This is a genomic window from Serratia sp. B501, from assembly GCF_051172315.1.
GTDB classification, from domain to species: Bacteria; Pseudomonadota; Gammaproteobacteria; order Enterobacterales; family Enterobacteriaceae; genus Serratia; species Serratia ureilytica.
The window spans coordinates 832,174-859,100 of sequence record NZ_JBPIZB010000001.1; the positions used below are offsets into that span (position 1 = coordinate 832,174).

Consider the following 26,927-nt stretch of genomic DNA (forward strand, 5'->3'; position numbering starts at 1 on the left):
TCGGCGTAGGGTTAAGGTCCCTGTCCCTTTCAGACGGGCCGCATCGCGAAGCTCATCGGCCCCTGACACTCCGCAAACAAGAGGCAACAATGTATCCGGATACTCAACTGTATATCGATGGACAATGGCGCAGCGCGCTGGCCGGAAAAACCCTGCCGGTCTCCAACCCCGCTACCGACGAGATCATCGGTCAAGTGGCGCACGCCGCCGCAGAGGATCTCGATCTGGCGCTGGCCGCCACCGAACGCGGGTTTAACATTTGGCGCAACACCGCCGCACACCAGCGCGCCAACCTGATGCGCAAAGCCGCTGCGCTGCTGCGCGAACGCGCCGACGCCATCGCCGCCATCATGACGCAGGAACAGGGTAAGCCGGTGGCGCAGGCCAAAATCGAAATTCTCAACGCCGCCGACGTGATCGACTGGTTCGCCGGCGAAGCCACCCGCACCTACGGGCAGATTATTCCGTCCCGCGCTCGCGACGTGCAGCAGCAAACCCTGAAACTGCCGGTCGGCCCGGTGGCCGCCTTCACGCCGTGGAACTTCCCGATCAACCAGATCGTGCGCAAGCTGTCCGCCGCGCTGGCGGCGGGTTGTTCAATCATCGTCAAAGGCCCGGAAGAAACGCCGGCCTCACCGGCTGAGCTGATCAAAGCCTTCGCCGACGCCGGCATTCCGGCCGGGGTGATCGCGCTGGTGTACGGCACCCCGGCGGAAATCTCGGAATACCTGATCCCGCATCCGACCATTCGCAAGATCTCCTTCACCGGCTCCACCCGCGTGGGCAAGCATCTGGCTGCGCTGGCCGGCCAGCATATGAAAAAGGCCACCATGGAGCTGGGCGGCCACGCGCCGGTGCTGATCTTCGACGACGCCGATCTCGACGCGGCGGCCAAAGAGCTGGCGCAATCCAAGTTCCGCAACGCCGGCCAGGTCTGTATCGCCCCGACCCGCTTCCTGATCCAGCAAGGTGTTTATGAGGCCTTCGTGGAGAAATTCACCGCCGCGGTGCGTGAACTCAAGCTCGGCAACGGGCTGGAAGACGGCGTGACGATGGGGCCGATGGTGCTGGGCCGCAGCGTCGACAATATCGAGGCGCTGGTGCAGGACGCTATCGCCCACGGGGCGAAGGCCAGCACCGGCGGCAAACGCGTGGCGGGCAAAGGCAACTTCTTCGAGCCGACGGTGCTGCGTGACGTGCCGCTGAGCGCGCGCGCCATGTCGGAAGAGCCGTTTGGCCCGGTCGCCCTGCTACGCCCGTTCGCCACCTACGACGAGGCGATCGCCGAAGCCAATCGCCTGCCGTACGGGCTGGCCGCCTACGCTTACAGCCGCAACATCGCCACCGTCAATGCGCTGGGGCGCGACGTGGAGAGCGGCATGCTGAGCATCAACCACATCGGTTTCGGCCTGCCGGAAACGCCGTTTGGCGGCGTGAAGGACTCCGGCCACGGCACCGAAGGCGGCAGCGAAGCGATCGAGTCCTACCTGGAAACGCGTTTTGTCACCGTCGCCGGCCGTTAATCGCACGTCGGATGAATAGCCAGAAGCCCCGCAATGCGGGGCTTTTTTTTACTCACCGGCCAGCTCGAACAGGCGCCGCGCCGCCGGGGTCAGCCCCAACATGTGAATGCAGGCATGCACCATGCCCGGCAACCGTTCACAGCGTACCGCCACACCCGCCTCACGCAGCCGCTGCGCATACAGTTCGGCCTCATCGCGCAGCGGATCATATTCGCAGCTCAGGATAGTGGCCGGCGGCAATCCGCGCAGCGTGGCGGCGTGCAGCGGCTCGGCGCTCGGATCGCGTCGCTGGGCCAGGTACTGCTGCCAACAAAACACCATCGCGTCGCGCGTCAAAAAATGCCCCTCGGCGAATTCGCGATAGCTCTTCGTCGCCATTTCGCGGCTGAGCGCCGGGTACAGCAGCAGTTGACGTTCAATGTGCGGGCCGCCGCGATCCCGCGCCAACAGCGCGACCGCCGCCGCCAGATTGCCTCCGGCGCTGTCACCACCCACCGCCAGACGGTCAGCGTCAATCCCTAACTGCGGCGCCTGTTGCGCCGCCCAACAGAGCGCCTGATAGACATCTTCCAGCGGCTGTGGAAAAGGAAACTCCGGCGCCAGTCGATAATCGACCGACAGGATCACCCGACCGGTGGCGTTAGCCAGCGCCTGACAGGGCTGGTCATACAGCGACAGCGAACCGAGGCACCAGCCGCCGCCGTGGGCGAACAGCATCGCCGGTTGTGCGGCAGCGCGCCTTTCCCCCGCCGGTAGATAGGCGCGCAGCGCAATCCGGTGCCCATCGGTGGCGACCAGCGTAAAATCCCTGACGCCGCCGCTCGGTTGCGGTGCGCCCTGCAGCAGACGCAAACCGCTTTCCGTGGCCGCCCGCATGTCCGCCAACGAAGCGGGTGGCGGCGCATCGGCCGACGCCGCCAAAAAGGCGGCGATGCGTTCATCAAGCGGCATGTTGTTCTCCCACCAGGAACGGCGTAATCAGCGCGATAAACGCCTCATGACACTCCTCGGTGATGAAATGGCCGCAGCCGGCGACCGTTTCGCCCCTCAGATCGCGCGCATTGCCCCGTAGCGTCGTCAGCGGCGCGTCGCCGGTGGCGTGCTCCGCTCCCACCGTCAACACCGGCATCGTCAACGGCGTGGCGGCGCGCAGCCGGTTCTGGCGAACGGTCTCCGGGATCGCCCGGTAATAGTCGAATCCGGCGCGCAGGCCGCCCGGCGCCGAATAGGCGGCGATATAGACCTCAGCCGCCACCCGATCGCGCCGATAAGACCAGCGGTTGAAGATATAGCCAAGATACTCCCGCTCGCGCCCCTGGGTCAGGGTCTCCGGCAAATCCGCCAGCTGGTTGAACATGAAATGCCACAGGAAGATATTCTCCTCCGGCGCGACGAAAATCGGCGGCGGCGGCGCCAGACCGGGGATCACCGCCTCCGTCAGTACCAGACGCTCCACCGCCTGCGGGAAATCGCTCGCCATGGCGTAACCGATCCACATGCCGATATCGTGGCCGACCAGTTGGTAACGTTGATGGCCCAGCTGCGCCATCATCGCGTGCAACGCCGCACCGATGCTGCCGGTGTCGTAGCCGCCAGCGGGCTTGTCAGAGTCGCCGATGCCCGGCGGATCGACGGCGATCGCCTGAAAACCGGCCGCCGCCAAGGCGCGCATCACATAACGCCAGGTGTACCAGGTTTGCGGCCAGCCGGGGATCAGCAGCACCGGCCGCCCTTCGCCGGCCACCACGCAGTGAAGGCGCCGGCCGTTGACCTGGGTATAGACGTGTTCCGCCGCGAGATCCTGCAACAGGATCTCGTTTTGACTGTGTTTCATGGGGTTAACTCCCTGTGGGGTCAGGCTCAGCGAATGCCGAGCAACGCATTGATCTGCTGAGGATTGACCGGCGCACCGGCGAAGTCATCAAACACTTTGTCGGTGACGCGGATAATGCGATCGCGAATGAAGGCCGCGCCTTCGCGAGCGCCGTCCTGTGGATTTTTCAGGCAGCACTCCCACTCCAGCGTCGCCCAGCCCGGATAGCCATACTGCGTCAAACGGGAGAAAATGCCGTTGAAATCGACCTGGCCGTCGCCCAGCGAGCGGAAACGGCCGGCGCGATCGATCCAGGACTGATAACCGCCGTATATGCCCTGACGACCGGTCGGATTGAACTCGGCGTCCTTAACGTGGAACATGCCGATAACGTCCTTATAGATATCGATAAACTCCAGATAGTTAAGCTGCTGCAGCACCATGTGGCTCGGATCGAACAACACCCGGCAACGCGGATGGTTGCCGACGCGCTGCAGAAACATCTCAAACGTCACGCCGTCGTGAAGATCCTCACTCGGGTGAATTTCATAACACAGATTGATGCCCTGCTCCTCGCAGGCGTCGAGCACCGGCAGCCAGCGTTTGGCGAGCTCGTTGAACGCGGTGTTGATCAATCCTTCAGGGCGCTGCGGGAACGGGAACAGATAGGGCCAGGCCAGCGAACCGGAAAAGGTGCCCAGTTCGCTGAGCCCCAGCCGCGCCGACGCTTTCACCGCCAGCAGCATTTGCTGCCGCGCCCACTCGCCGCGGGCCTTGGGATCGCCCTGCAGCGCCGGCGGCGCAAAGCTGTCGCACAGCGCATCGTAAGCCGGGTGCACCGCCATCAGCTGGCCGAAGATATGGCTGGTCAGTTCGCTGACCACCAACCCCTGCTCCGCCAACATGCCGGTCAAATCGTCGCAGTAGGTTTGGCTTTCCGCAGCGGTGGCCACGTCGAATAAACGCCGATCCCAGGCCGGGATCTGCAAGGCGGTAAAACCGGTCCGCGCCGCCCACTCGGCAATGGCGGGCAAGCTGTTGAACGGCGCCGCATCATCGCTGAATTGCGCGAGATGCAGGCTTGGACCTTTGAGGGTTTTCATCGTAAACTCCTATTTGTTGTCGATTGACAAACAATAGAGGCAAAGCGCGGCGACCGCAAGCGAAATTTATAAAGGCATTGGTATTCCCGCCGATTTAAGCGATCCTATGTCGCTGAATGGCAGGTAAATTGGAGCAGCGAATGGCAGGCAGACCGCGCGAGTTCGATCGCGAACAGGCGCTATTGAGGGCGCGAAACTTATTCTGGCGGCAAGGTTACGAAGGCACTTCGATGTCGGATCTGGTGGCGGAGTTGGGCATCGCTTCCGCACGCATCTACAAAGCGTTCGGCTCCAAAGAGCAGCTGTTCCGCGAGGCGATCGCCTGTTATGAAACCGCCGAAGGGGGCTTCGCCGATCGCGCCTTCGCGACGGAAAGCGGCATTCGCCCGGCGCTCAAACGCCTGCTGGAAGACGCCGTGCGGCTCTATAGCCGGCCCGATCTGCCTCAAGGCTGCATGGTGGTCTCCGCCGCCGCCAGCGTCAGCGCGGAAAACGACGGGCTCAAAGCCTGGCTGGCAGAGCATCGGCTGCAGCGCACACAGCAGATCGTCGAACGGCTGCGGCAGGCGGTGCAAACCGGCGAATTGCCGGCCGACACCGACGCCGACAGCCTGGGTGACTATTTCGCCGTCTTCCTGCACGGCCTGTCGATTCAGGCGCGTGACGGCGTCACCGAGGCACGGTTATTGGCGGCGGTAAACGTGGCGTTGACGGTCCTGGGCAACCGCGCCTAATCGATTCTTGAATGCGGTTCAAACTCAGTTTACCTATGGCTGTGGAGGAACTGCGTTTTTGACAAAATCCGCGACGTGGGGATTGATATTTTCCGCCTTGTGAATCAGAGCAACCTGATACGGGATCTGTTCTCCACTAAGCCGACAAAAAGAAACGTTTGCCCAGCCGCTTTTTTGCATGAATTCAGGGACCAGACTGACTCCTAATCCCGAAGCAACAAGGCCGACTATCGTTTCCATCTGCACGGCTCGCTGAACAACCTCAGGAGCAAATCCTGCCTTTTCGCAGGCCTCAATGATAGCGCGATAGAGACCTGGCCCTTCTTGCTCAGGAAACAATACCCACGGCTCCGTGGCCAAGGCAGAAAGCGAAAGAACGCCGCTTGTTCCGGCAGGATGTTTACTCGGCAAAACGGCAATCAGCGGGCAGCTAAAAAATGGATGGCAAGACAGTTTCGGTATGGCGTATTCAGGAACAGGTAAAACCGCAATGCCAATATCAAGCGTGTCTTCCAAAAGGCTCGCAACCTGTCGCGCCGTCGTCATTTCTTTCAATTCAAGAACAACCTGCGGACAGGAAAAGTGAAAACGGGCGACCATTTCGGGAAGCAGATGTCTGACGGCGGAAGCGACAAAACCGATGCGCAAAGCCCCCGTCATTCCCTGGCCGGCACGTCGTGTCAGTAACATCGACCGTTCCATCTGCATGAGCGTCGTAACCGCTTCCTTCTGCAACACTGCCCCTGCGGGAGTCAATGCCGTTATTCGATTGGTTCGCTCAAAAAGCCGGGTGCCCAAAATCTCTTCCATTTGACGGATCGCTTTTGTCAGCGGGGGTTGAGCCATATGCAAACGCTCGGCCGCTTTCCGGACATTCATTGTTTCCGCAACCACAAGAAATTGGCGGAGCTGACGCAGAGTAAGCATGTCGTGATACCTTAAATGTATTAAGAAAGCGCCACAATAGTATTAGACACATCAAGGGGAGCACATGAAGATGCTTCCTGTATATATTCGTGGAGCAGGAATAACAATGAACATACTCAGATCGTTGTCACTGACTTATCGAAACCTAAATACGTTGCTAGCCCTCCTTATCATGTCAGCGTCGTCAACGCAGGCTGCATCAAAAGAAAATGAAATCCCCACACCGGTAAATCGAACAGACAGATACATTTTGCTTGCGGGTGGAGAGCAACTGCACGTCAGGGAAGTCAGCCTGAAATCTGAGGGCAAACCTGTACTGCTGATTCATGGCGCACGGGTTCCCGGCCTGGCCTCTTTTGATTTGCCCGTCAAGGGCGGCTCTTTGGCGGCAGATCTGGCATTAGCCGGTTTTCGGGTATATATCCTCGATCTGCGGGGATATGGGTTATCCAGCCGGCCGGCCGCGATGGACAGCCCTCCTAACCAGTCAGCGCCGTTGATCCGCACTGCGGACGCCATAACCGATATCGATCGCGCCGTGCAGGCTATTCAGGCATGGAGTCGAGCGCCCCGCATTAATATCCTGGGATGGGCGACGGGAGGACACTGGGCGGGCGCTTATGCAACCCAATATCCACAGAATGTGGAACGGCTGGTGCTCTATAACACGCTTTATGGCGGAACCGCCCACCACCCGCTGCTGGGCCAGGGATCGCCGCTGGACGATCCTCAAAATCCCGGGCACTTCAACGCCGCCAAATTTGGCGGCTGGAGCCTCAACACGCGAGACAGTCTGTTTGTCGCCTGGGATAACAGCATTCCCGTGGCGGATAAAACACAGTGGCGTGATGAAACAGTTAAACGCGCTTACGGTGATGCCGCACTGGCATCGGACAATACCTCGCAGCGCAGAACGCCACACAGCTTCCGCGCACCGACCGGTGCAATGGCTGACAGCTTTGAACTGGCGATGGGCAGAAAACAGTGGTCCGCAACAGCCTTAACAACCGTTCCCGTATTGGTTGTTCGCTCGGAGCGGGATTTCTGGAGCCGGCCCGAGGATGTTGACGCCATCATGAAAGATGCCCCTTCAGCCGAAAAGCTGGTCATTCCTGAAGCGACACATTTTGTCCATCTCGATAGAGATAACGCCGGCAGACAACGCTTTCTCCAGGGCGTTGTCAGATTTCTGGCGCAGCCTCAGCCCAACGACGGCACTTGATCTTCCGGCAAATCGACAATCACCAGCGTACCTTCGCTGCCCGGCAACACGCGGTGCGGCACGCCGGCCGCGGCCTGATACAGCTGACCGGCCCGCACCACCACTTCTTCCCCCGCCACCTGCAGCCGCAGGTGGCCGCTGATCACCAGCAACCCTTCGCTGTAATCATGCACTTCATCCGCAATGCTGCGCGCGTCCATGCGCAGCACTTTGATATTGGCCGCACCGACGCGGCCCAGCACGGCAGAGCGCCAGGCCTCAGGCAGTTCGGCCGCCTGCTGGTTTAAATCGAACAGCATCGGAATCCCCCAGGTGCATGAAAAAACGCACTCTAGCCTGATTCTGCGCCGCAGGGAAAGACGCTTTGGTTGCAGGTTATGACCGTTGGTTCTGAGGCGAGACGCGCCGGATGAACGCTTAAGGCAGCAGCGCCGCGGCCTCCCGATCGGCGATAATCAACAGGTCCGGATGCAGCATCAAAATGCTGGCGGGCACCCCGCTCTCCACCGGCCCGCTGACAATGCGCCGCAAAATGTCCGCTTTGTGCGAACCGTTGACGAGCAGCACCAGCTTTTTGGCGGCCATCACGCTTGCAGGCCCCAGGGTGACGTAATGATCGGGCAACCATTCAGTGCGGCCGCCCACCTCTTTGAGCAAAATGTCCGCCAGATCCGGCCTGGCGGAAACCGGCACCCGACAGGTGCGGTCTTCGAAGGCGGTGGTGCCCGGCAGATTGCCGCAGAAATGCCCGTCCGCTCCGACGCCCATCACGATTGCATCCAGCCCGCCATCTTCGGCGATACGCCGATCGTGCTGCAGGTAGTTGTCCGAATTCAAGACGTGCAGTTGCCGCTCGGGGATCGCCGCCGGGCCAAAGAACATACGGTGCAGATTCTCCATGGTAACGCCGTAGCCCGATCGACCGGCGTAAGGAATTTCATCGAAATTATAGTAATGCGCGTTGGCGAATTCCGCGTGGCCCTTGACGCGCGGAGCCAACAACTCATACATCCGTTTAGGCGTCGAGCCGGCGGTGATAGCCAGATTGACGCGCTGCGGGCGCAGCATGTAACTCAACAACAGGCTGGCGGCCAGCTCACTCATTTCCTGGTAGTCATTAGCGACGACAAGTTTCATTCCCTTCTCCTTTTTGCAAAAAAAAACCTAACCGCCCATCCGGCCATGTTCGATGCCGGGAGAGAAGTTAGGTTTTGCCTGATCGCGTCAGTAACAATCCGTTTCTTGTCAGGTTATGGCGGCCAGGAATGAAATGCAAACCGCGTTGTGTGATGCAAGCCGCAATTGCGGCGATGCCTTTTTCGCGCCCTATACCGGCACGCGGCGGCTAATCTCCACCACCTGATCGCTGGGCAGGTAGTAATAATCCGTGACGTGCATGCCGTTGCGCACCATCAGCGCGAACAGGTTGCGCTGCCAGGATGGCAACCGGTCGTTCGCTTCGCGGCGCACCACGGTCTCGTGCCCAAGATAGTAGGTCGCCTCGTCGAAGTTCAGACCGGATTTCTGCGCCTCGACGTGCTGCAACAGCTGCGGGATGTTAGGCCGCTCCATAAAGCCATAGCTGGCCACGCCGCACCAAAAGCCCGGCGACAGCTCGCGCATCACCAACCGTTCAGCATTCGAGACCCGCGGCTCATTGACGATGGCAATGGTGAGCGCCAGCACGTTGGCGTGCAGCGAACCGTTACGCTTGACCTGCCATTTCATCACCGGCGGCGTCCCTTGCAGGCTGCGAGTCAGGAATACCGCGGTGCCCGGCACGCGCGGCACGGATTCGCGGCGGATTTTCTCCAGGAAATCCTCTACCGGCACTGTCGTTTCACCGAGGGTGCGCGCGGCCGCCAGCACCCCGCGATGCCAGATCAGCATCACGGTATAGACCGCGGCGGCCAACAGCAGCGGGATATAACCGCCCTGCAGCACTTTAGTCATGTTGGCCGTCAGGAAGCTCAAATCGACCACGAAGAAACCGCCCGCCGCCAACAGGCTGGCGATCGGCCCCCAGCGCCACACCTCGCGCATGGCGACGAACAGCAGGCCGGTGGTCATGATCATGGTCAACGAGACGGCGATGCCGTAGGCGGCGGCCAGATTGTCCGACGACTTAAAGAACACGGTCAGGAACAGCGTCACCACCATCAGCAGCCAGTTGATGGCGCCAATGTAGATCTGCCCGTAACTTTCCTCGGTGGTTTGCCTGACCCGCAGCCGCGGCAGCCACCCCAGTTGGATCGCCTGGCGGGTCATGGAAAACGCACCGCTGATGATCGCCTGGCTGGCGATGATCGTCGCCAGCGTGGCCAGGATCACCAGCGGGATCAGCAGCGCCGGCGGGCATAAACGGAAGAAGATGTTCTGCGTAACATCGGCGCCGCTCAGGATCAGCGCGGCCTGACCGGCGTAGTTAAGCAACAGGCTGGGAAAAACGATGCCGAACCAGGCCAGCCAAATCGGCCGTTTGCCGAAATGCCCCATATCGGCATACAGCGCTTCGGCGCCGGTGACGCACAAAAACACGCCGCCCAGCACCAGGAAGCTGGTCAGTCCGTTGGAGAACAGAAAGTGAATGCCGTAGAGCGGGTTCAGCGCCAGCAAAACCGCCGGATGCTGGATGATGCCCCACACGCCCAACGCAGCGATCGACAGGAACCACAGCGCCATGATCGGCCCGAACACGCGGCCGATGCGCGCGGTACCCAGCGGCTGAATGGCGAACAGACTGAGCAAAATCACCACCGCCGCCGGCAGAATATAGGGCTGCGACGCCGGCAGCACGATGTTCAGCCCTTCGAGGGCCGAGAGCACCGAGATGGCCGGCGTGATGGCGCCGTCGCCGTAAATGAGCGCGGCGCCGAACAGGCCGGCGAACAGCACCAGCGGCCGGGATTTTCGCTTGCTGACCAACAGCGACATCAGCGCCATGATGCCGCCCTCGCCGCGGTTGCCGATGCGCATGGCGAACATGGCGTATTTGAGAGAAGTGACGATCACCAGCGTCCAGAATATCAGCGACAGCAGGCCAAGGATCACCGGCGCCGAAGGCGCGTCGCCGGAGAGAAACAGCACGGTTTTCAGGGTGTACAGCGGGCTGGTGCCGATATCGCCGAACACCACGCCCAATGCGCCCAACGCCAGCGGCGCCAGCCCCGTCTTATTCACGGTTTCCGTATCATTGCCGACAGACATCTGCTCGCTCCTTGACGTTGCGCTGAGAGTGGGAATTATTGTCACTTTGTGGCCGTCGCGCCACGTGATCGGCAAGTTAAGCATAGCCGTCATCTTCGCCAGTGACAGCATCGCGCGTTGAAGCTTCAGCAATCATCGCCGGTGAGCAACGGTTTAAAAACGCCCACCCCGGAGGGCCTATTACTTTCCTGTTGGCGTGGCGTGCGTCGTGGGAAAGTGAAATGAACGTCCGGCTCCCCCCTGTTTCCGCCCGGCGTTACGCGAGCCGGCTCTCATCGGCTTCGCGGCGCAGCCACTGCCGCAGATTTTCGCCTTCCTGCGACAGCTCGCTATCCAGTCGAGCGCACAGGTAATAATCGCGGCCGTCGTCGATCGGCAGATCGAACATTTTAATCAACTCACCGCTTTCAAGGTACTGGGCGATTAACGGTTCACGCATCAACGCGCACCCTAACCCCGCCTGCACCGCCGCCAACGTCAACAATCCGTCCTCAAACATCGGGCCGATACTGCGCAGCGGGCGCTTGACGCCGGCCTGCTGAAACCATTGCATCCAGGTATTGCGCTCCTCGTCGTGCAGCAGCGGCAGCGTCGCCAGCTGCTCCGGCGTATCGAGCAAACCATGCAGTTTACTGAATGCCCGGCTGCACACCGGCACCATTTTGCCGGACATCAGCTTCTCGCTGCGATAGCCGGTCCACTGCCCGCCCCCGAAGCGGATCGACAGGTCGGCGGCGTCGCTCAGGTAATTGCGGTGGTTGGCGTAGACCACATTGATGTCGATATCCGGATTTTCGCGCAGGAAACCGCGCAGCCGCGGAATGAACCAACCCATGCCGAACAGCGGGATCAGGCTGATGGTGACCTGCCGCGACGCGGATTGCTCGCGCACGTGTTCGGTCGCCTGGCGCAGCACGTTGAACGCCGAGCGAATCGAGCGGTAATACTCCCGCCCCTCGCTGCGCAGCACCAGGTTACGCCCCTGCCGTTCGGTCAACGGCATCTGCAAAAATGCCTCCAGCGTTTTGAGTTGATGACTGACCGCCGAAGGCGAAATCATCAGCTCGTTAGCCGCCGCGCTGATGCCCCCCAGGCGTGCGATGGCTTCGAACGCCCGCACGGCGCGCAGCGGCGGATCGTTCGGCAGCATCGGCAATGGCTCATCGTACTGTTCTGTTTTTTTCATATATTGACTGTTTTTGGGAAATCGACACTGAAGGAATGGATTCAATATACATAAAAATCAACGCATTAAAATCACTCGTTTTTTGTATAAGAAAGTATTTTTCCGTATTTTACATTTTTTTTAAATTCTCTACTGTGACCCTCCTGACTCATTATCTCCGGACTCTCTCTATGGATACGCTGGTACAGCAAACCGTCAACGGTTTGATGCTCGGCAGCATCTATGCGCTGATCGCGCTCGGTTACACCATGGTGTACGGCATCCTGCGCATCATCAATTTCGCGCACGGCGACGTGCTGATGGTCGGTGCGCTGAGCGCGCTGTCGGCGATAAGCCTGTTGCAACACCACTTTCCCGCGTTACCGCCGTACGCCACGCTGCTGCTGGCGGCCCTGTTCGCCATGGCGGTCTGCGCCATCACCTCGATGGCGATCGAGCGTCTCGCCTACCGCCGGTTGCGCAATGCACCGCGCCTGGCCCCGCTGATCAGCGGTATCGGCGTCTCGCTGCTGCTGCAAACCCTGGCGATGCTGATCTGGTCACGCAATCCCCTGATGTTTCCGCAGCTGCTGCCAATGACCCCCATCGCCCTGACCGCAGGCAGCGGCGGGCATGCGCCGGCGGTGATCACCGGCACGGCGATCGTCACGCTGGCGGTGGCCGTCGCGGTCATGGCCGGCTTATGGCTGCTGGTCGAACACAGCCGTTTCGGCCGCGCCATGCGCGCCACGGCGGAAAACCCGCAGGTCGCCGGCCTGATGGGCATCAGTCCTGACCGCATCATCGTTCTGACCTTCGCGCTCGGCGGCGCGCTGGCGGCGGTGGCCGGCATCATGATGGCCAGCAACTACGGCAACGCCGGTTTCTCGATGGGCTTTCTGCCGGGCATCAAGGCGTTTACCGCCGCCGTGCTCGGCGGCATCGGCAACCTGCGCGGCGCGATGCTCGGCGGATTGCTGCTGGGCCTGTTCGAATCGCTGGGCACCGGCTATCTCGGCGAGCTGACCGGCGGCGTGTTCGGCAGTAACTACCAGGACGTTTTCGCGTTTCTGGTGCTGATCGCCGTGCTGGTCTTCCGCCCCTCCGGGCTCCTGGGCGAACGCATCGCCACGCGCGCATAAGGACATCACCATGACCGTTTTGACTCCCCCCGTTCCTCTGGCCACGCCGCGTCGCGCCAGGCTGGGGCTGACGCTGTTCATTCTCGCGCTGCTGCTGGCGCCCTGGGTGGCGGGCGCCGCCGGCGGCAACTACTGGGTGCGGGTCGTCGATTTCGCCCTGCTGTACCTGATGCTGGCGCTCGGGCTGAACATCGTGGTGGGCATGACCGGGTTGCTGGACATGGGCTTTATCGCCTTTTACGCCGTCGGCGCCTATTTGGCCGCGCTGCTGTCGTCACCGCATCTGACACAGCAATTCCCGCTGCTGCTGCAGTGGTTCCCCGACGGGCTGCACCTGTCGATGCTGGGTCTGATCCCGCTGGCGGCGCTGCTGGCGGCGGCGTGCGGCATCCTGCTCGGCGCGCCGACGCTGCGGCTGCGCGGCGATTATCTGGCGATCGTCACGCTCGGTTTCGGCGAAATCGTGCGCATTCTGATGCGCAATCTGGATCGCCCGGTCAACCTTACCAACGGCCCCAAAGGCATTTCCGGCATCGATCCGGTCAGCCTGTTCGGCCTGAAGTTTTCCGGCATGCATGAGTGGTTCGGCGTGCGTTTTTCCGGCCTGTACCTGTATTACTACCTGTTCGCCGCCCTGCTGCTGGCGATCCTCTTCATCAGCCTGCGGCTGCAGAACTCGCGCATCGGCCGCGCGTGGACGGCGATCCGCGAAGACGAGGACGCCGCGCGGGCGATGGGCATCAACACCCGCAACTTCAAGCTGCTGGCCTTCGCCATCGGCGCCACCTTTGGCGGCGTGGCCGGCGCGCTGTTCGCCGCGTTCCAGGGCTTCGTGTCGCCGGAATCGTTCACCCTGCAAGAGTCGATCGCCGTACTGGCGATGGTGGTGCTTGGCGGCATGGGGCACATCCCCGGCGTGATCCTGGGTGCGCTGCTGCTGGCCGCCCTGCCGGAGCTGCTGCGCAGCAGCATGGGGCCGCTGCAGCAGGCGCTGTTCGGCCAGGTGCTGATCGACCCGGAAATCATCCGCCAACTGTTTTACGGCCTGGCGCTGATCCTGGTGATGCTGTATCGCCCGGCGGGCCTGTGGCCGGCCCGCCACGCACGGGGGAACGCCGCATGACGCCGCTGCTCGCTTTACACCATATCAGCAAACGCTTCGGCGGCCTGACGGCGGTGGATGACGTCAGCATGAGCATCCGCCAGGGGGAAATCTACGGCCTGATCGGGCCGAACGGCGCCGGTAAGACCACCTGCTTCAACCTGATCACCGGCCTGTATCGCGCCGACGCGGGCGAGTTCCGCCTGGCGGGCCAGCGCTATAAGCCCCAGGCGATCGACAAAGTGGCGCAGGCCGGCATTGCCCGCACCTTCCAAAACCTGCGGTTGTTCAATGAAATGAGCGTGCTGGAAAACGTGATGGTCGGCTGCCACGTGCGCACCCGCAACGGCCTGTGGGCAGCGATCGCCCGGCACCGGCGCGCGAAAGAGGAGGAACAGGCGGTGCGCGATAAATCTCATGCGCTGCTGGAGTACGTCGGCATCAGCCAATTCGCCCATTACCGCGCCGGCGATCTCGCCTACGGCCATCAGCGGCGGCTGGAGATCGCCCGCGCGCTGGCGACCGAGCCCCGGTTGCTGGCGCTGGACGAACCGGCGGCCGGCATGAACGCCGGAGAAAAAGTGGCGCTGCGCGAACTGCTGCTGCGCATCCGCGACAGCGGCAAAACGCTGCTGCTGATCGAACACGACGTCAAGCTGGTGATGGGTCTGTGCGATCGGCTGACGGTGCTGGATTACGGCAAAGCGATCGCCGAAGGCGAACCGGCTCAGGTGCGGCGCGAACCGGCGGTCATTCAAGCCTATCTGGGAGGCGGCGCGCATGTCTGAAGCCCTGCTGAGCGTTAAACGACTCAAAGTGTCTTATGGCGGCATTCATGCGGTCAAAGGCATCGATTTCACGGTGAACACCGGCGAACAGGTGACGCTGATCGGCGCCAATGGCGCGGGCAAAACCTCGAGCCTGCGGGCGCTGACCGGCCTGCAGCCGTTTGAGGGCGACATCCTGTTCGACGGCCGTTCGATTCGCGGCATGCCGCCGCACCGCTTGCTGCAGCAAGGGCTGGTGATGGTGCCGGAGGGACGCGGCATTTTCACCCGCCTGACGGTGCGAGAAAACCTGCAGCTGGGTGCCTATGCGCGGCGTGACGCATCGGCGGTGCGGCAAGATTTCGAACGCGTGTGCGCCACCTTCCCACGGCTGAGCGAGCGCCTGCATCAACCGGCCGGGCTGCTTTCCGGCGGTGAACAACAGATGGTGGCGATGGGCCGCGCGCTGCTCAGCCGCCCGCGGCTGCTGATATTGGACGAACCGTCGATGGGGCTGGCGCCGATTGTGGTGGAGGCCATTTTCTCGGTCATCAAGCAGCTAGCCCGTGACGGTGTCACGCTGCTGTTGGTCGAGCAGAACGCCCGCCTGGCGCTGGCGTCCACCGATCGCGCCTACGTATTGGACAGCGGCAGCCTGAGCCACAGCGGCCGCTCCGCCGACATGCTGGACGATGAAAAAATCAAACGGATCTATTTGGGTGAATAACCGTTGTTACCTTTAACCGCACCAGGAGTATGACATGCAGCAGAACATTCGCATCAAGCCGTTGGCGCTGGCCGCCATGACAATGATCCTGAGCCTCCCGGCGCTGGCGGACGACACCGTATTGATCGGTCTTGCCGGGCCGCTGACCGGCCCTTCCGCGCGCATCGGCAAAGATCTCGAAAACGGCGCACGGCTGGCGATCGCCGACGCTAACGCACAGAAACCGACGCTGAACGGCAAACCGGTCACCTTCAAGCTGGTGTCCGAGGACGATCAGTCCGACCCGCGCACCGCCGTGGCCGTGGCGCAGCGTTTGGTCGACGAAGGCGTCGCCGGCGTGGTCGGCCACTGGAACACCGGCACCAGCATCCCGGCGGCGCGCATCTATCACGACGCCGGCATCGCTCAGGTGGCGCCGGTGGCTACCGGTCACGGCTACACGCAGCAAGGTTTTGACACCAGCTTTCGCGTGATGGGCCACGACGACGACGGCGGCAACTACGCCGGGCAATATGCGGTGAAGACGCTGAAAGCCAAGCGCATCGCAGTGATCGACGATCGCACCGCTTTCGGCCAGGGGCTGGCGGACGAGTTTATCAAATCGCTGCAGGCCCAGGGCGTGCAGCCGGTCACCCGTGAGTATGTGGATGACAAGACCGTCGATTTCAGCGCCGTGCTGACCACCGTCCGCAGTAAAAACGCCGATCTGATCTTCTTCGGCGGCGTGGATTCGCAGGCGGCGCCGCTGGCGCGCAAACTGAAACAGCTGGGCATGAACGCGCAGCTGATGGGCGCCGGCGGCTTTGTCAGCCAAACCTTCCTGACGCTGGCGCAGCGGGAAGGCGAAGGCGTCGTCGCGCTGGAGCCGGGGCTGCCGTTGGAACAGATGCCGGGCGGCAAGGCGTTTGAACAAGCCTACCGCGGTCGTTATCACACCCACATCGAACTGCATGCGCCCTTCGCCTACGACGCCACCCGGGTACTGATCGCCGCCATTGAGCAAGCCGATTCGGCCAATCCGGCCGATTATCTGCCGAAACTGCGCGCCATACATTACCAGGGCGTCACCGGCGACATCGCCTTCGATGCGCAAGGCAACCTGCAACAGCCGAGCTTCACCCTGTACCGGGTGGTTGACGGCAAATGGCAGCCGCAAACCGTGTTGGGCGGCGCCAAGTCACAATAAATCAAGAGGAGCAAGGCGATGAGCTGTGCAAAAAACGAATTGGGCATTTTGGCCCGCAGAAAGATCGAGGCGGAGATCATCAAGCCGATCTACCAGATTCTGGTGCGTGAAATCGGCAAGGCGCGCGCTCAGGCGGTAATCGGCGAAGCCATCGAGAATGCCGCCATCGAGGCGGGCAAACAGTTCGCCGCCCAGGAACCGAACGGCGCGGATCTGCGCAGCTTCGCCGCCTTGCAGTACCTGTGGGAAAAAGACGATGCGCTGCGCGTCGAGGTGATCAATCAGGACGCGCAGCACTTCGACTACAACGTCACCCGCTGCCGCTACGCCGAGATGTATCACGAGATGGGGCTGGGGGAGATCGGCCACCTGCTCTCCTGCGCTCGCGACAGTCAGTTTATCGTTGGCTATGCCCCTGACGTCGACCTGCAGCGCAGCCAGACCATCATGTCCGGCGCCCCCTGCTGCGATTTCCGCTACACCGCTAAAACGCCGGGAGAAGATCAATGACGTATCGAGTCAACGGCGAGCGCCTGTGGCAAAGCCTGCAGACGATGGCGCAGTTCGGCGCCATCGCCAATAACGGCGTCACCCGGCTGGCGCTGAGTGAAGAAGATCGGCAAGCGCGCGATCAGCTGCGCGCCTGGGCGCTGGAGGCCGGTTGCACCGTACGCGTCGACAAAATGGGCAACATGTTCCTGCGGCGTGAAGGCGCTCGCCCCGAGCTGGCGCCGGTCGTCACCGGCTCGCACGGTGATTCGCAGCCCCGCGGCGGCCGTTTCGACGGCATCTACGGCGTGCTGGCCGGATTAGAGGTTATTCGTACCCTTAACGATCGGCAGATCGTCACCGAACGCCCGATCGAAGTGATCAACTGGACCAACGAAGAAGGCGCGCGCTTCGCGCCGGCGATGGTCGCCTCGGGCGTGTTCGCCGGGGTATTCGACCTGGAATACGGCCTGACGCGCCACGACGAGCACGGCGTCAGCCTCGGCGACGCGCTGGAGCGCATCGGCTACGCCGGCGAGTATCCGGTGGGCGGTACGCCGATCCATGCAGCCTTCGAGTTGCACATCGAACAGGGGCCGATTCTGGAAGCGGAGCATCTCGACATCGGCGTAGTCACCACCGCACAAGGGCAGCGCTGGTATGAACTGGAGGTCGTCGGCTTCAGCGCCCATGCCGGCACCACGCCGATGGATCGGCGCCGCGACGCCCTGCTCGGCTTTGCGGCGCTGGTCACGGCGGTCAACCGCATCGGTTGGGATTTCGCGCCCGACGCGCGCGCCACGGTGGGCATGGCGCAAATCACCCCCAATTCGCGCAACGTGGTGCCGGGGCGCGTCTTTTTCAGCGTCGAATTCCGCCATCCGCAGGAGGCTATTCTGGCGCAGATGGAGCAGCGCCTACTGGCGGCGGTAAACGAGGTCAACGGCGGCGGCCTGGCCGCCCGGACCGAGCGCATCTTCCAGTATCCCCCGATCGCCTTCGATCCGGGGTGTATTGGCAGCGTGCGTCACGCCGCGCAGGCATTGGGCTATCGCCATCGCGACATGATTTCCGGCGCCGGCCACGATGCCTGTTACCTTAGTCGCGTCGCCCCGACCGCCATGATTTTCATTCCCTGCGTGGACGGCATCAGCCACAACGAGCGGGAAGATATCACCCCCGCCTGGGCCGCCGCCGGCGCCGACGTGTTGCTCAATGCCCTGCTGGCGCACGCCGACGCCTGATCCTCGCCCCGGTTTGGCGCCGGGGCAAAAAATATTCAACAAAACGGTTGAATATTAGCCTGCCTGATCTATATTCAACCATATGGTTGAATTATCTTCCTCACAGCTGGACGCCATTTTTCATGCGCTGGCCGACCCGACCCGCCGCTCGATGTTACGTGCGCTGGCCGGCGGTGAACGCAGCATCGGCGAACTGGCCGCGCCGTTGCAGATGTCGTTCGCCGGCGCCTCCAAGCACGTGAAAGCACTGGAACATGCGGGCCTGGTGCAACGCACCGTGCAAGGAAGAAACCATATCTGCCGGCTCGAACCCGAGCCTATGGCGCAGGCCATGCACTGGCTGCAAACCTATGAACATTTCTGGACTGAACGGCTGGATGCGCTCGAACAGGCGCTGCTGCAGCCCGAACAGCTTCCTCCCAAGGAGTGAACCATGAATGATTACGGCATGATTATCGAACCCGGCACGCTGCGCATCCAGCGGCTGCTGCCCGGCCCCATCGAGCGGGTGTGGGCTTACCTGACCGAATCCGACAAGCGCGCCACCTGGCTGGCGGCTGGCGCCATGAAGTTGGAAAACGGCGCGCCGCTGGAGCTGGAGTTTCGCAACTCCGATCTGGCGGGCGAGCACGAGCAACCGCCGGCCAAGTACAAACAGCACGGCGGCTGTGTCAGCAACCGCGGCCACATCACCTGCCTGTTCCCGCCGCGCCTGCTGAGCTTTACCTGGGCCGAACAGGAGCAGGGGCGCCCTTCCGAAGTGACCTTCGAGTTGACGGAACAGGGAAACGCGGTGCTGCTAACGGTCACCCACCGGCGCCTGGCTAACCGCGACGAGATGCTCAGCGTCGCCGGCGGCTGGCATACCCATCTGGATATTCTGCTGGATCGCCTGCACGATCGGGCGCCGCAGCCGTTCTGGAGCACCCATGCCCGGCTGGAAGAAGAGTACCGCGCCCGCCTGTAATTACGACTCGTCCCTGCGCCTGAACGCCAGATAACCGGCGATCAGCGTAAAACTGCCGACCAGCAACACCAGCAGGATAAAACCGTGGTGATTGCTGGCCAGCGGTATCCCTCCGACGTTCATGCCGAAAAAACCGGCGACGATGTTGATAGGCAACGCCAGCACGGTGATCACCGTCAGGGTGTAAAGCGTGCGGTTATTCTGCTCCATCAGTTTGGCGCCCAGCTCTTCCTGCAGCAGCCGAATGCGTTCGGTCAGACTGGCGAGATCGTTCAACACCACGGTGAACTCTTCGGTAAACTGCCGCAGATCCTGCACCACCTCACGGCTCAGCCAGCTCGGCGGCCGGTTCAACAGGCGAAACAACGCGGCCGGCTCCGGCGCCAACAGGCGCTGAAAGCGCAATAGCATGCGGCGCATGCGCCCCAGCTCGGCGCGGTTGCGTTTAACGCGGCTCGTCAGCAGACGATCCTCGATGGTATCGACATACTGGTTGGCCTGCCGCACCACCTGCTCCAGCACATCCTCCTGCTCTTCCAGTAGGTGCGCCAGCAGTTCGGTGGACGACGCCAGCTGCAGCGCCGTCAGGCGGCCCAGCAACCGCTCGATCAATCGCACCGGTTTATGACGCACGGTCACCACCAGCCCACGGCGGCAATACAGCCACAGCGTCGCCGTTTCCGGGTTGTTGTCTTCAGGGTGGAAGATCACGTCGTTGAGCACGGCGAACAGATCGTCGCCCTGCCGCTCGATGCGGGTAGTGTGGGAACCGTGACGAATTTCGTGAAAGAAAAAATCGGAAATGGCGAAATGGTTTTTCAGCCACTTCTCCGCCGCCGCGTGGTTGAGATTGAGGTGCAGCCAGATAAAACCGTCGCCGGGCGACAACGTTTGGTAAGCCAGGCAAACCTGCTGCGAGTTCAGGCGCGCCGGCGGCTCGCCGGAGCGAAACGCATGGCCGTAGATCAGCCCGGTCACTTCATCATCAAAATCCAGCTTGTGCATCTTTTCCGCTGCCCTTTGCACCATAACGCCTTATCCTGCCTATTGCCGTTAGCCCAGATCGTCCACGCTGTTATAACAATCTTTATCGCTCGGCGTTAATGATTTTCAGCGCTCCAGATCATTAATATTTTCGTCATAAAAACGTCATTTCATTTTAAAAAGTTTTCATCCCTCGCCCGTTCAGCAACCGCACAATGGCAACATGAATATAGCGGCTGATACCCTCCATCATGCAAGACACATTCATTTAAGGAACACGCTCAATAAGGAGATAACGACAATGAACAAGTTTATTACGGGCGGATGGAGCCAGTCTCTGGCTGGCCAACCGCATAAAGCGTTCGATGTCATGATGTACGGCATGGTAACCAACCTTGATGGCTTAACCACAGGCACCTCAGCCCAGCCAGGATGGAGCCCGGAAAAACAAAACAAACCCGATACGCTTCCCGGCTTTAACGGAAAGACGCTATGGGTTTACGGCGGCGGCGGATGCTCCCCGCAGCAAAAGCCGGCCAATGAGGATGAAGTGTTGAGGATCGTCGCGGCCACGGTCGATCGGGGCTGGGATGGCGTCGATTTTGATGACGAATGCAATATGAACACCGAACGGGTCATCGAAGCCATGAAACGGCTAAAAGAGGCCGGGAAAGAGACCAGCTTTGGTTTTATTGCCGGTTATTCTTACAACCACCCCAATACGGAAAATGGCAACAAGCTCAACGAGAAAGTCAGAAAAATCATTCAATCAGACCAATGCGACCGCTTTATCCATTACTGTTATGCGGCAGCGATGTGGAGCAATGACGATATTCTCGCTAATGTGATCCCGACATTAAAACAATCGTTGGCGAACGGGGCCGAAAATAAAAAATGCATTCTGGCCCTGACGACCAAAGGATTGACCGACTGGAATTTAAATTACTTTATCGATCAGGTTTTGGACTTTAACCTTGGCGGATTATTTATTTGGAATTACGCTAACCTGACGGATGAGCACGATAAAATTATCCAGCGCCGGCTAGGCAATTAGCGCAGTTCGATTTGTCGCCGCACAACAAGCGGCCGCATTCGCGGTCGCTTTATCAGCTAAAGAAAGGGCTATTCAATAAATCCCAGTTTAAACTGCGCCTTGCCCGCCAGCGACATCAGGCTCGCATCTTCAGGATAGGTCGCCAGCAGCGGGAAAAAGACTGCGCCGCCGATAATGCTGCGGCGCTTTGAATCTGCCGGGCGCAGCCCCCAGATATTCTGGTACGTCATCGGCACAACCTGGCCGTCAATGAGCGCATTACCGATATACAGCATGATATGGCCCGGAATGTAAACCAGCGTGGTGAAGGGTTTGCCGTGATCTTTGAGATAGCGCAGCCGTTCACTGGTGTTCGCTTGAGCAAGATCAACCACGCGGGTGGCCGCCTGTATCTGCGCGGCGGAATTTCTGGGAAGAAAGAGGCCAAAAGGCATCAACAGACTGCGCAGTTCGGCGGAGCAGTCATTATTGAAGTTATAGTTCCCCCAGCCATAAGGCCTGCCGCTCATTGACCGCATCAGTACGGCAAGATGTTCGGGCGTCATTTTCCACGGCATGGCGGCAAATTCCCCCTTCTTGACAACGACCCGGCGCATCTGTGCGCGGCCATCCTCTCGGCGTACCGGCACGGCGACCACAAAAAGGCCCTGTCGGTGACGGTAAAATGGCAGAATCGTGCCGTGGCGCGCCGTAAAATAAAACTGGCCGCCCGTTTGCACCGAAACCGGCTGTTTAATGAATGCCCCCAGATTTTTCCCCGCCAGCGCCAGCCATTCTGAGACAAACCGCTGATCCGCCGCCGCGATGTCTTCGCTATGCACCCAACCGATCACCGTAGGCGACATGACGTATTTCCAGCGTTTATCGCGGCTATGCGTAATAACGTATACCGGAGTGCCGGGGCGGATAGACGAATCCTGCAAATTATCAAAGGGATAACCTTGCCCAGCCAGGCGAGGATCGTCATAAGCCGGATCGTCCGTCGGCAGGATCCTGACCAGCGTCTCCCTGACCGCAATGCCTCGGGCCGAAGAATGATAAACCTGGCTAATGTCCGTAGACGCGTTATCTCTGACTTGCTGTTTCCAGCGGTCGGTGTGAGTCCTGAAGTTTTCCCCCCAGGAGACACTTCCACGGCCAAGGTATTTATCCATTGCGGCATCACGGTGGCTTTCCGCTTCGCGGTTCAGGACGGCAGCGATGTAATGCGGATTCCAGGGGGATTCATCGTTCGGCCCCATGCCAAAATAGTGAGATTTGAGGGCGGAAAAATGACGTTTCTGCGTGGCGGCATCCATCACGGACACCCGCCGCTGCGGACCGGGCGGCAACCATTTATCGACAGACTGCGAATAGTTCCCCAGCGGGAACAGCGATTTGGTGGCATCGATAGGGGCTGTCGCCGTGGCGTCTTGAGGGGGCTGGCTGACCGGCGCGCTGTGGCAGGCCGACAGCAGCAGAAGAGTCATCAGGCACAGCGGTTTTATTCCATTAGGCATACGTTATCAACTCCATGATAGGTTAAAATCCCTGCTTTATCCTGACGCGAAATTATTCGAATTGATACTTAATAACATCTGCGATTGATTTCTCGTTGAAGAAAACAAAGCCGGAGGCAACCCCATGACAAATGCCGACCGGATTTCCCGCCGCCGCACAGAATGCGATCGACCTTCCCGCCCTGCGCCGCCAAATCTGCTATCCTGCGGCTTTGCTTTCTGACAGGAGTCCTCCATGCGCCAACGCATCATTGTCTGCCCGCTGATTGAAAACGATAACGCCTTCCTGCTGTGCAAAATGGCCGCGCACAAGGGCGTATTTCCCGGCCAGTGGGCGCTGTCCGGTGGCGGCGTCGAGCCGGGTGAGCGGATAGAGCAAGCGCTGCGGCGCGAAGTGCGCGAAGAGCTGGACCCCGCACTGATCCTCGACAGCATCACGCCCTGGACCTTCCGCGACGACGTGCGCATCAAAACCTACGCCGACGGCAGCCGGGAACAAATCTACATGATTTACCTGATTTTCGACTGCCACGCCGCCAACCGCGACGTGACGATCAACGATGAATTCGACGACTACGCCTGGGTGCCGCGCGAACGCCTGGCGGACTACGATCTGAACGAAGCCACCCGCTTCACGCTGCGGCAAAAGGGATTGCTGTAACAGTTTGAGCGATTATCACCCTATTTCCTTCACATTTGCCGGGCAGACTCTTTTGATATTTTTTAATCACTTAGGGTCACTATTGCCGTCGCTATGCTTTTATTTCTCCCTGTTCTCCGTCTGTCCGTCCGGCGCTTCGGCGCCGCCGCCCTGTTCGGCCTGCTGTTCGTTTTGGCGCCCGCCCATGCCGCCGCGCCGCCATTGGTGTTGAATGCCAAATCGGTGCTGGTCGTCAATCAGCGTACCGGAAAAACGCTCTATCAGAAGCAACCGAACCGCGTGCTGCCGATCGCGTCTCTCTCCAAGCTGATGACCGCCATGGTCGCCCTGGACAGCAAACGCCCCATGGGCAGTCAACTCAAAGTCACCGCCGCCGATCGCGATCTGCTGAAGAAAACCCATTCGCGGCTGACCATCGGCTCGGTGCTCAGCCGCCGCGATATGCTGCACATCGCCCTGATGTCTTCGGAGAACCGCGCCGCCGCGGCGCTAAGCCGCAGTTATCCCGGCGGGCGCAAGGCCTTCGTGGCGAAAATGAATCAGAAAGCGCGCGCCATCGGCATGAAACGCGCCCGTTTCTACGATCCGACCGGGCTAACGCCGCGCAACGTAGCCACCGCCAACGATTTGCTGAAAATGGTCAATCACGCCTATCGCTATCCATTGATTCGCCGCTTCAGCACCGACAAGCAGCAGATCGTGCGTCCTGGCCGCGGCCAGCTGGTCTATCGCAGTTCCAACGGTCTGATCAACAACCCGGCCTGGAAGATCCAGCTGCAGAAAACCGGCTTTACCGACGAGGCCGGTCACTGCCTGGTAATGCGCACCACCATCAAAGGGCAGCCGGTGGTGATGATCTTGCTTGGCGCGCAGCCGCGCTACGGCCACTACCGTGACGCCATTCGTCTGAAGGCCTGGCTGGAGCGGTAAATTCGCGGCGCTTTACCGTTCTGCGCATATCCAAATCCGTTTTGGATCAATGGAATATCCTATCGCCAATCAGTATTAAGCCGCGCGCCGCCCGCATGGTATTTGTCAGGCATATCTGATGATGAAAGGAGCGGGAAAAATGGCTTACGCCTTGAGCATATTGGAAAAAAGTCCGATCGCCGACGGGGAAAGCGCCGCGCAGGCGCTGGCGCGCACGCTGCAGCTGGCGCAACGGGCGGAACGCTGGGGGTATCGGCGTTTCTGGCTGGCGGAGCACCACAACACGCCGCAGCTCGCCTGCCCGTCGCCGGAAGTGCTGATCGGCTACCTGCTCGGCCAGACGACGCGCATTCGCATCGGCTCCGGCGGCGTGATGCTGCAGCACTACAGCGCCTACAAGGTGGCCGAAAACTTCAACCTGCTGGCGGCGCTGGCGCCGGGACGCGTCGATCTCGGGGTGGGCAAAGCGCCCGGCGGGCTGCCGCTCGCAACCCAGGCGCTGCAGGCGGCCCACGATCGGCAACGCAAGCCGGACTTTCCTCAGCAGCTGTCGCAGTTGACCGCCTATCTGAACGACGACGCCGAGCCCGGCCTGAGCGCCACACCGCTGCCGCCGCAGGGCGCGCAGCGTTTTCTGCTCGGTGCCAGTAAAGAAAGCGCAACGCTGGCGGCCGAGTCCGGCTGGGCCTTCGTGTTCGCCGCGCATTTGAACGGCAATCCGCAGGATATCCGCGACGCGCTGGAGCACTACGCCGCACACAGCGGCGGCCGCAAGGCGCTGCTGGCGGTGGCGGCGATCGTGGCCCCCAGCGAGGAACAGGCCGCGGCATTGGCGGCCGACATTCGGCAATACCGCGTGCACGTTGCCGGTGAGCAGAGTGTGACCGTCGGCAGCCTGGCGCAGGCGGAGAGTTTCGTGCAGCAGGCCGGCGCCACCGACTACCGCATCGAGCCGCGGGAAAGCCATATTCTGCTCGGCACCGCGCAGCAGGTGCATCAGCAACTGGCGCAGCTGCAGCAACAGTACGGCGTGGAAGAGTTCATCATCGACACGCCGATCGCCGAACCGGCCGCCCGGTTAGCCTCGCTGCAGTTACTGGCGGAGGAGAGTTTGACGCCGGCTTAGTTGATCGCCGCCGCCGCCCGCATGGCTTCGGACAGATCCTGCGCCAGCGGCGCCAACTGTGACGGCGTGACGTTCGCCAGGCTGACGCGGAGCGCCGGACCGCACTTCAGGCGGAAAGGTTCACCGCCCTGCACCAGCCATCCCCGCTGCGCCATCAGCTGCGCGGCGGCGGTTTCCGAACGCACCGGCACCCACAGATGCAGCCCTTCACCTACCGCCAGCGCCGTGTGATTCAACGCATTGAGCCGCTGGACCAGCTCATCCCGTCTGGCCTGATACGCCTGTTGCGCCCGCTGCAATTGCCCTTCCTGCAAGGCTTGTTCCCACAGTCTGGCGGCGATCTGCTGCAAGATATGGCTGACCCAGCGTTCGCTGATGTACTGATCGGCGCGCATCGCCTGCAGCAAGGTCGGGCTGCCGCAGGCCAACGCGATGCGCAGATCCGGGCTGAGAAACTTGCTGAGCGACAGCACGTACAGGCCGCGTTCGCCGTCGAACGGCAGATGCAGCGGCTGTTGCGACAACGGCCCCCAGAAATCGTCGACGATCGCCAGACACTGCGGATGGCCGCGCAGAAAACCTCGCCACTGCTGCGCACGTTGCGCTGAAAGCGAAGCGCCGGTCGGATTATGGGCGCGCGGCGTCAGGATCACTGCGTCAGCCGTGCCACTCTCCGGCAGCCGACAGCCCTGTTCATCCACCGCCAGCGGCAGCGGCCGCAGGCGCAGGTGACGCAGCAGCGTCAATAACGGCGGCCAGCAGGGATCTTCCACCCACACCGCCGCCCCAGGCTGGGCATGGCAGCGCAGCGCCTTTTCCATCGCGTCCAACGCGCCGGAAAACACCGCCGGTTCCCCCAGGGCCACGCCCTGGCGCCCGAGCCACTCACGCCCGAGACCGGTCAATACCGGCAGGTCGCCGCTGATGTCATAGCCGTTTTGCTGCGGGAACACCTCCGCCGCGCCAAGCCTCAGCGCCGGCAGCAAAGCGGCATCCAGGTTGCCGCTGGCCAGATCGCACATCCCCGCCGGCACCTGGCGCGGCGCATAGGCCGCACTCACCGCCGCCAGCGGCGGCTCCAGCACCACCGTACCCGCCCGCCCGCGCGTCGCGACCAGGCCGGCATCGCGCAATCTGGCGTATGCGCTGGCCACGGTATTCGGATTGACCTCCAGCTCCGCCGCCAGCTGGCGTACCGGCGGCAACAGTTCGCCCGGCCGCAGCGCGCCGTTTTTGATGCGTGCTGCGATCTGCTCGGCAATCTGGACAGCGCCGCCGCCTTTTGCATACAATGAAGTCATACATAAATCCTTTTGTACTAGTTCAAATAAGATTAGCAGCTTCTGCGGCCAAAA

The 26,927-nt window shown here is 61.3% G+C and carries 27 protein-coding genes; 16 read left to right on the forward strand and 11 right to left on the reverse strand.

Features of this window, described 5'->3' with window-relative positions; all coding sequences use genetic code 11:
- Positions 1-89 precede the first annotated feature (89 nt).
- Complete coding sequence (locus tag ACSBQV_RS04120) at positions 90-1,523, forward strand: NAD-dependent succinate-semialdehyde dehydrogenase (protein ID WP_099783169.1); 1,434 nt, start codon at positions 90-92, stop codon at positions 1,521-1,523.
- A gap of 48 nt (positions 1,524-1,571) precedes the next feature.
- Here the strand turns inward: ACSBQV_RS04120 and ACSBQV_RS04125 are convergent, their stop codons facing one another.
- Genes ACSBQV_RS04125 through ACSBQV_RS04135 form a run of 3 tightly spaced genes read right to left on the reverse strand, consistent with a single transcriptional unit; the run spans position 1,572 to position 4,439 of the window.
- On the reverse strand, positions 1,572-2,474 hold the full coding sequence (locus ACSBQV_RS04125; RefSeq protein ID WP_099783171.1) for an alpha/beta hydrolase: 903 nt from the start codon (positions 2,472-2,474) through the stop codon (positions 1,572-1,574).
- Positions 2,464-3,357, reverse strand: a complete 894-nt coding sequence (locus tag ACSBQV_RS04130) for an alpha/beta fold hydrolase (RefSeq protein WP_099783174.1) — start codon at positions 3,355-3,357, stop codon at positions 2,464-2,466. The genes ACSBQV_RS04125 and ACSBQV_RS04130 overlap by 11 nt, the downstream gene beginning before the upstream one ends.
- Positions 3,358-3,383: 26 nt before the next feature.
- Complete coding sequence (locus tag ACSBQV_RS04135; protein WP_099783176.1) at positions 3,384-4,439, reverse strand: sugar phosphate isomerase/epimerase family protein; 1,056 nt, start codon at positions 4,437-4,439, stop codon at positions 3,384-3,386.
- A 140-nt stretch (positions 4,440-4,579) separates the two neighbouring features.
- Here ACSBQV_RS04135 and ACSBQV_RS04140 point away from each other — a divergent pair, with 140 nt between their 5' ends.
- A complete protein-coding gene (locus ACSBQV_RS04140; RefSeq protein ID WP_099783179.1) occupies positions 4,580-5,173 on the forward strand; it encodes a TetR/AcrR family transcriptional regulator in 594 nt (197 codons plus the stop codon).
- 33 nt (positions 5,174-5,206) lie between these two features.
- Here the strand turns inward: ACSBQV_RS04140 and ACSBQV_RS04145 are convergent, their stop codons facing one another.
- Entirely contained in the window at positions 5,207-6,100 is an 894-nt protein-coding gene (locus ACSBQV_RS04145) for a LysR family transcriptional regulator (RefSeq protein ID WP_099783181.1), read from the reverse strand.
- A gap of 64 nt (positions 6,101-6,164) precedes the next feature.
- On the opposite strand from ACSBQV_RS04145, the gene ACSBQV_RS04150 reads away from it, so the two are divergent.
- Positions 6,165-7,322 carry an alpha/beta fold hydrolase gene (locus ACSBQV_RS04150; RefSeq protein ID WP_199169663.1) on the forward strand — a complete coding sequence of 386 codons (1,158 nt, stop codon included), beginning with the start codon at positions 6,165-6,167 and terminating at the stop codon, positions 7,320-7,322.
- Here ACSBQV_RS04150 and ACSBQV_RS04155 read toward each other — a convergent pair.
- The 4 genes from ACSBQV_RS04155 to ACSBQV_RS04170 all read right to left on the reverse strand — a co-directional run bounded on the left by ACSBQV_RS04155 (position 7,301) and on the right by ACSBQV_RS04170 (position 11,715).
- Positions 7,301-7,621 carry a cupin domain-containing protein gene (locus ACSBQV_RS04155; RefSeq protein WP_089194796.1) on the reverse strand — a complete coding sequence of 107 codons (321 nt, stop codon included), beginning with the start codon at positions 7,619-7,621 and terminating at the stop codon, positions 7,301-7,303. The genes ACSBQV_RS04150 and ACSBQV_RS04155 overlap by 22 nt on opposite strands.
- A gap of 118 nt (positions 7,622-7,739) precedes the next feature.
- On the reverse strand, positions 7,740-8,459 hold the full coding sequence (locus ACSBQV_RS04160) for a glucosamine-6-phosphate deaminase (RefSeq protein WP_033643180.1): 720 nt from the start codon (positions 8,457-8,459) through the stop codon (positions 7,740-7,742).
- A gap of 189 nt (positions 8,460-8,648) precedes the next feature.
- A complete protein-coding gene (locus tag ACSBQV_RS04165; RefSeq protein ID WP_096242283.1) occupies positions 8,649-10,529 on the reverse strand; it encodes a potassium transporter Kup in 1,881 nt (626 codons plus the stop codon).
- A gap of 256 nt (positions 10,530-10,785) precedes the next feature.
- Positions 10,786-11,715, reverse strand: coding sequence for a LysR substrate-binding domain-containing protein (locus ACSBQV_RS04170; RefSeq protein ID WP_099783183.1), 930 nt, complete (start codon positions 11,713-11,715; stop codon positions 10,786-10,788).
- Between the two features lie 170 nt (positions 11,716-11,885).
- On the opposite strand from ACSBQV_RS04170, the gene ACSBQV_RS04175 reads away from it, so the two are divergent.
- From ACSBQV_RS04175 to ACSBQV_RS04215, 9 genes are all read left to right on the forward strand, one after another.
- The gene (locus ACSBQV_RS04175; protein ID WP_047026056.1) at positions 11,886-12,836 is read left to right on the forward strand and encodes a branched-chain amino acid ABC transporter permease; all 951 of its coding nucleotides are present in this window, start codon (positions 11,886-11,888) and stop codon (positions 12,834-12,836) included.
- 10 nt (positions 12,837-12,846) lie between these two features.
- Complete coding sequence (locus tag ACSBQV_RS04180; RefSeq protein WP_033643184.1) at positions 12,847-13,959, forward strand: ABC transporter permease subunit; 1,113 nt, start codon at positions 12,847-12,849, stop codon at positions 13,957-13,959.
- Complete coding sequence (locus tag ACSBQV_RS04185; protein ID WP_096242285.1) at positions 13,956-14,726, forward strand: ABC transporter ATP-binding protein; 771 nt, start codon at positions 13,956-13,958, stop codon at positions 14,724-14,726. The genes ACSBQV_RS04180 and ACSBQV_RS04185 overlap by 4 nt, the downstream gene beginning before the upstream one ends.
- Positions 14,719-15,432 carry an ABC transporter ATP-binding protein gene (locus tag ACSBQV_RS04190; protein ID WP_099783185.1) on the forward strand — a complete coding sequence of 238 codons (714 nt, stop codon included), beginning with the start codon at positions 14,719-14,721 and terminating at the stop codon, positions 15,430-15,432. The genes ACSBQV_RS04185 and ACSBQV_RS04190 overlap by 8 nt, the downstream gene beginning before the upstream one ends.
- Positions 15,433-15,508: 76 nt before the next feature.
- The gene (locus ACSBQV_RS04195) at positions 15,509-16,618 is read left to right on the forward strand and encodes a branched-chain amino acid ABC transporter substrate-binding protein (protein WP_373864256.1); all 1,110 of its coding nucleotides are present in this window, start codon (positions 15,509-15,511) and stop codon (positions 16,616-16,618) included.
- A gap of 18 nt (positions 16,619-16,636) precedes the next feature.
- Complete coding sequence (locus ACSBQV_RS04200; protein WP_033643188.1) at positions 16,637-17,128, forward strand: L-2-amino-thiazoline-4-carboxylic acid hydrolase; 492 nt, start codon at positions 16,637-16,639, stop codon at positions 17,126-17,128.
- On the forward strand, positions 17,125-18,351 hold the full coding sequence (locus ACSBQV_RS04205; protein ID WP_099783191.1) for a Zn-dependent hydrolase: 1,227 nt from the start codon (positions 17,125-17,127) through the stop codon (positions 18,349-18,351). The genes ACSBQV_RS04200 and ACSBQV_RS04205 overlap by 4 nt, the downstream gene beginning before the upstream one ends.
- Before the next feature lie 82 nt (positions 18,352-18,433).
- Positions 18,434-18,781 carry an ArsR/SmtB family transcription factor gene (locus tag ACSBQV_RS04210; protein WP_004938187.1) on the forward strand — a complete coding sequence of 116 codons (348 nt, stop codon included), beginning with the start codon at positions 18,434-18,436 and terminating at the stop codon, positions 18,779-18,781.
- 3 nt (positions 18,782-18,784) lie between these two features.
- Positions 18,785-19,318 carry an SRPBCC family protein gene (locus ACSBQV_RS04215; RefSeq protein ID WP_033643190.1) on the forward strand — a complete coding sequence of 178 codons (534 nt, stop codon included), beginning with the start codon at positions 18,785-18,787 and terminating at the stop codon, positions 19,316-19,318.
- Here the strand turns inward: ACSBQV_RS04215 and ACSBQV_RS04220 are convergent, their stop codons facing one another.
- A complete protein-coding gene (locus ACSBQV_RS04220; protein WP_033643191.1) occupies positions 19,319-20,347 on the reverse strand; it encodes a transporter in 1,029 nt (342 codons plus the stop codon).
- 256 nt (positions 20,348-20,603) lie between these two features.
- Between ACSBQV_RS04220 and ACSBQV_RS04225 the strand changes: the two genes are divergently transcribed.
- Positions 20,604-21,356 (forward strand): hypothetical protein, encoded by a 753-nt coding sequence (locus ACSBQV_RS04225; protein ID WP_099783193.1) that lies wholly within the window; start codon positions 20,604-20,606, stop codon positions 21,354-21,356.
- A gap of 68 nt (positions 21,357-21,424) precedes the next feature.
- On the opposite strand, the gene ACSBQV_RS04230 is transcribed toward ACSBQV_RS04225, so the two are convergent.
- Positions 21,425-22,855, reverse strand: a complete 1,431-nt coding sequence (locus ACSBQV_RS04230; protein WP_069100960.1) for an SH3 domain-containing C40 family peptidase — start codon at positions 22,853-22,855, stop codon at positions 21,425-21,427.
- 235 nt (positions 22,856-23,090) lie between these two features.
- Here ACSBQV_RS04230 and nudI point away from each other — a divergent pair, with 235 nt between their 5' ends.
- From nudI to ACSBQV_RS04245, 3 genes are all read left to right on the forward strand, one after another.
- Positions 23,091-23,516 carry a nucleoside triphosphatase NudI gene (gene nudI, locus ACSBQV_RS04235; protein ID WP_099783195.1) on the forward strand — a complete coding sequence of 142 codons (426 nt, stop codon included), beginning with the start codon at positions 23,091-23,093 and terminating at the stop codon, positions 23,514-23,516.
- 93 nt (positions 23,517-23,609) lie between these two features.
- On the forward strand, positions 23,610-24,446 hold the full coding sequence (gene pbpG / locus ACSBQV_RS04240; RefSeq protein WP_099783197.1) for a D-alanyl-D-alanine endopeptidase: 837 nt from the start codon (positions 23,610-23,612) through the stop codon (positions 24,444-24,446).
- 139 nt (positions 24,447-24,585) lie between these two features.
- Entirely contained in the window at positions 24,586-25,572 is a 987-nt protein-coding gene (locus ACSBQV_RS04245) for an MsnO8 family LLM class oxidoreductase (RefSeq protein ID WP_033650312.1), read from the forward strand.
- On the opposite strand, the gene ACSBQV_RS04250 is transcribed toward ACSBQV_RS04245, so the two are convergent.
- Positions 25,569-26,873: an aminotransferase class I/II-fold pyridoxal phosphate-dependent enzyme gene (locus ACSBQV_RS04250; protein WP_099783199.1), complete on the reverse strand. Its 1,305-nt coding sequence runs from the start codon at positions 26,871-26,873 to the stop codon at positions 25,569-25,571. The genes ACSBQV_RS04245 and ACSBQV_RS04250 overlap by 4 nt on opposite strands.
- Positions 26,874-26,927 lie beyond the last annotated feature (54 nt).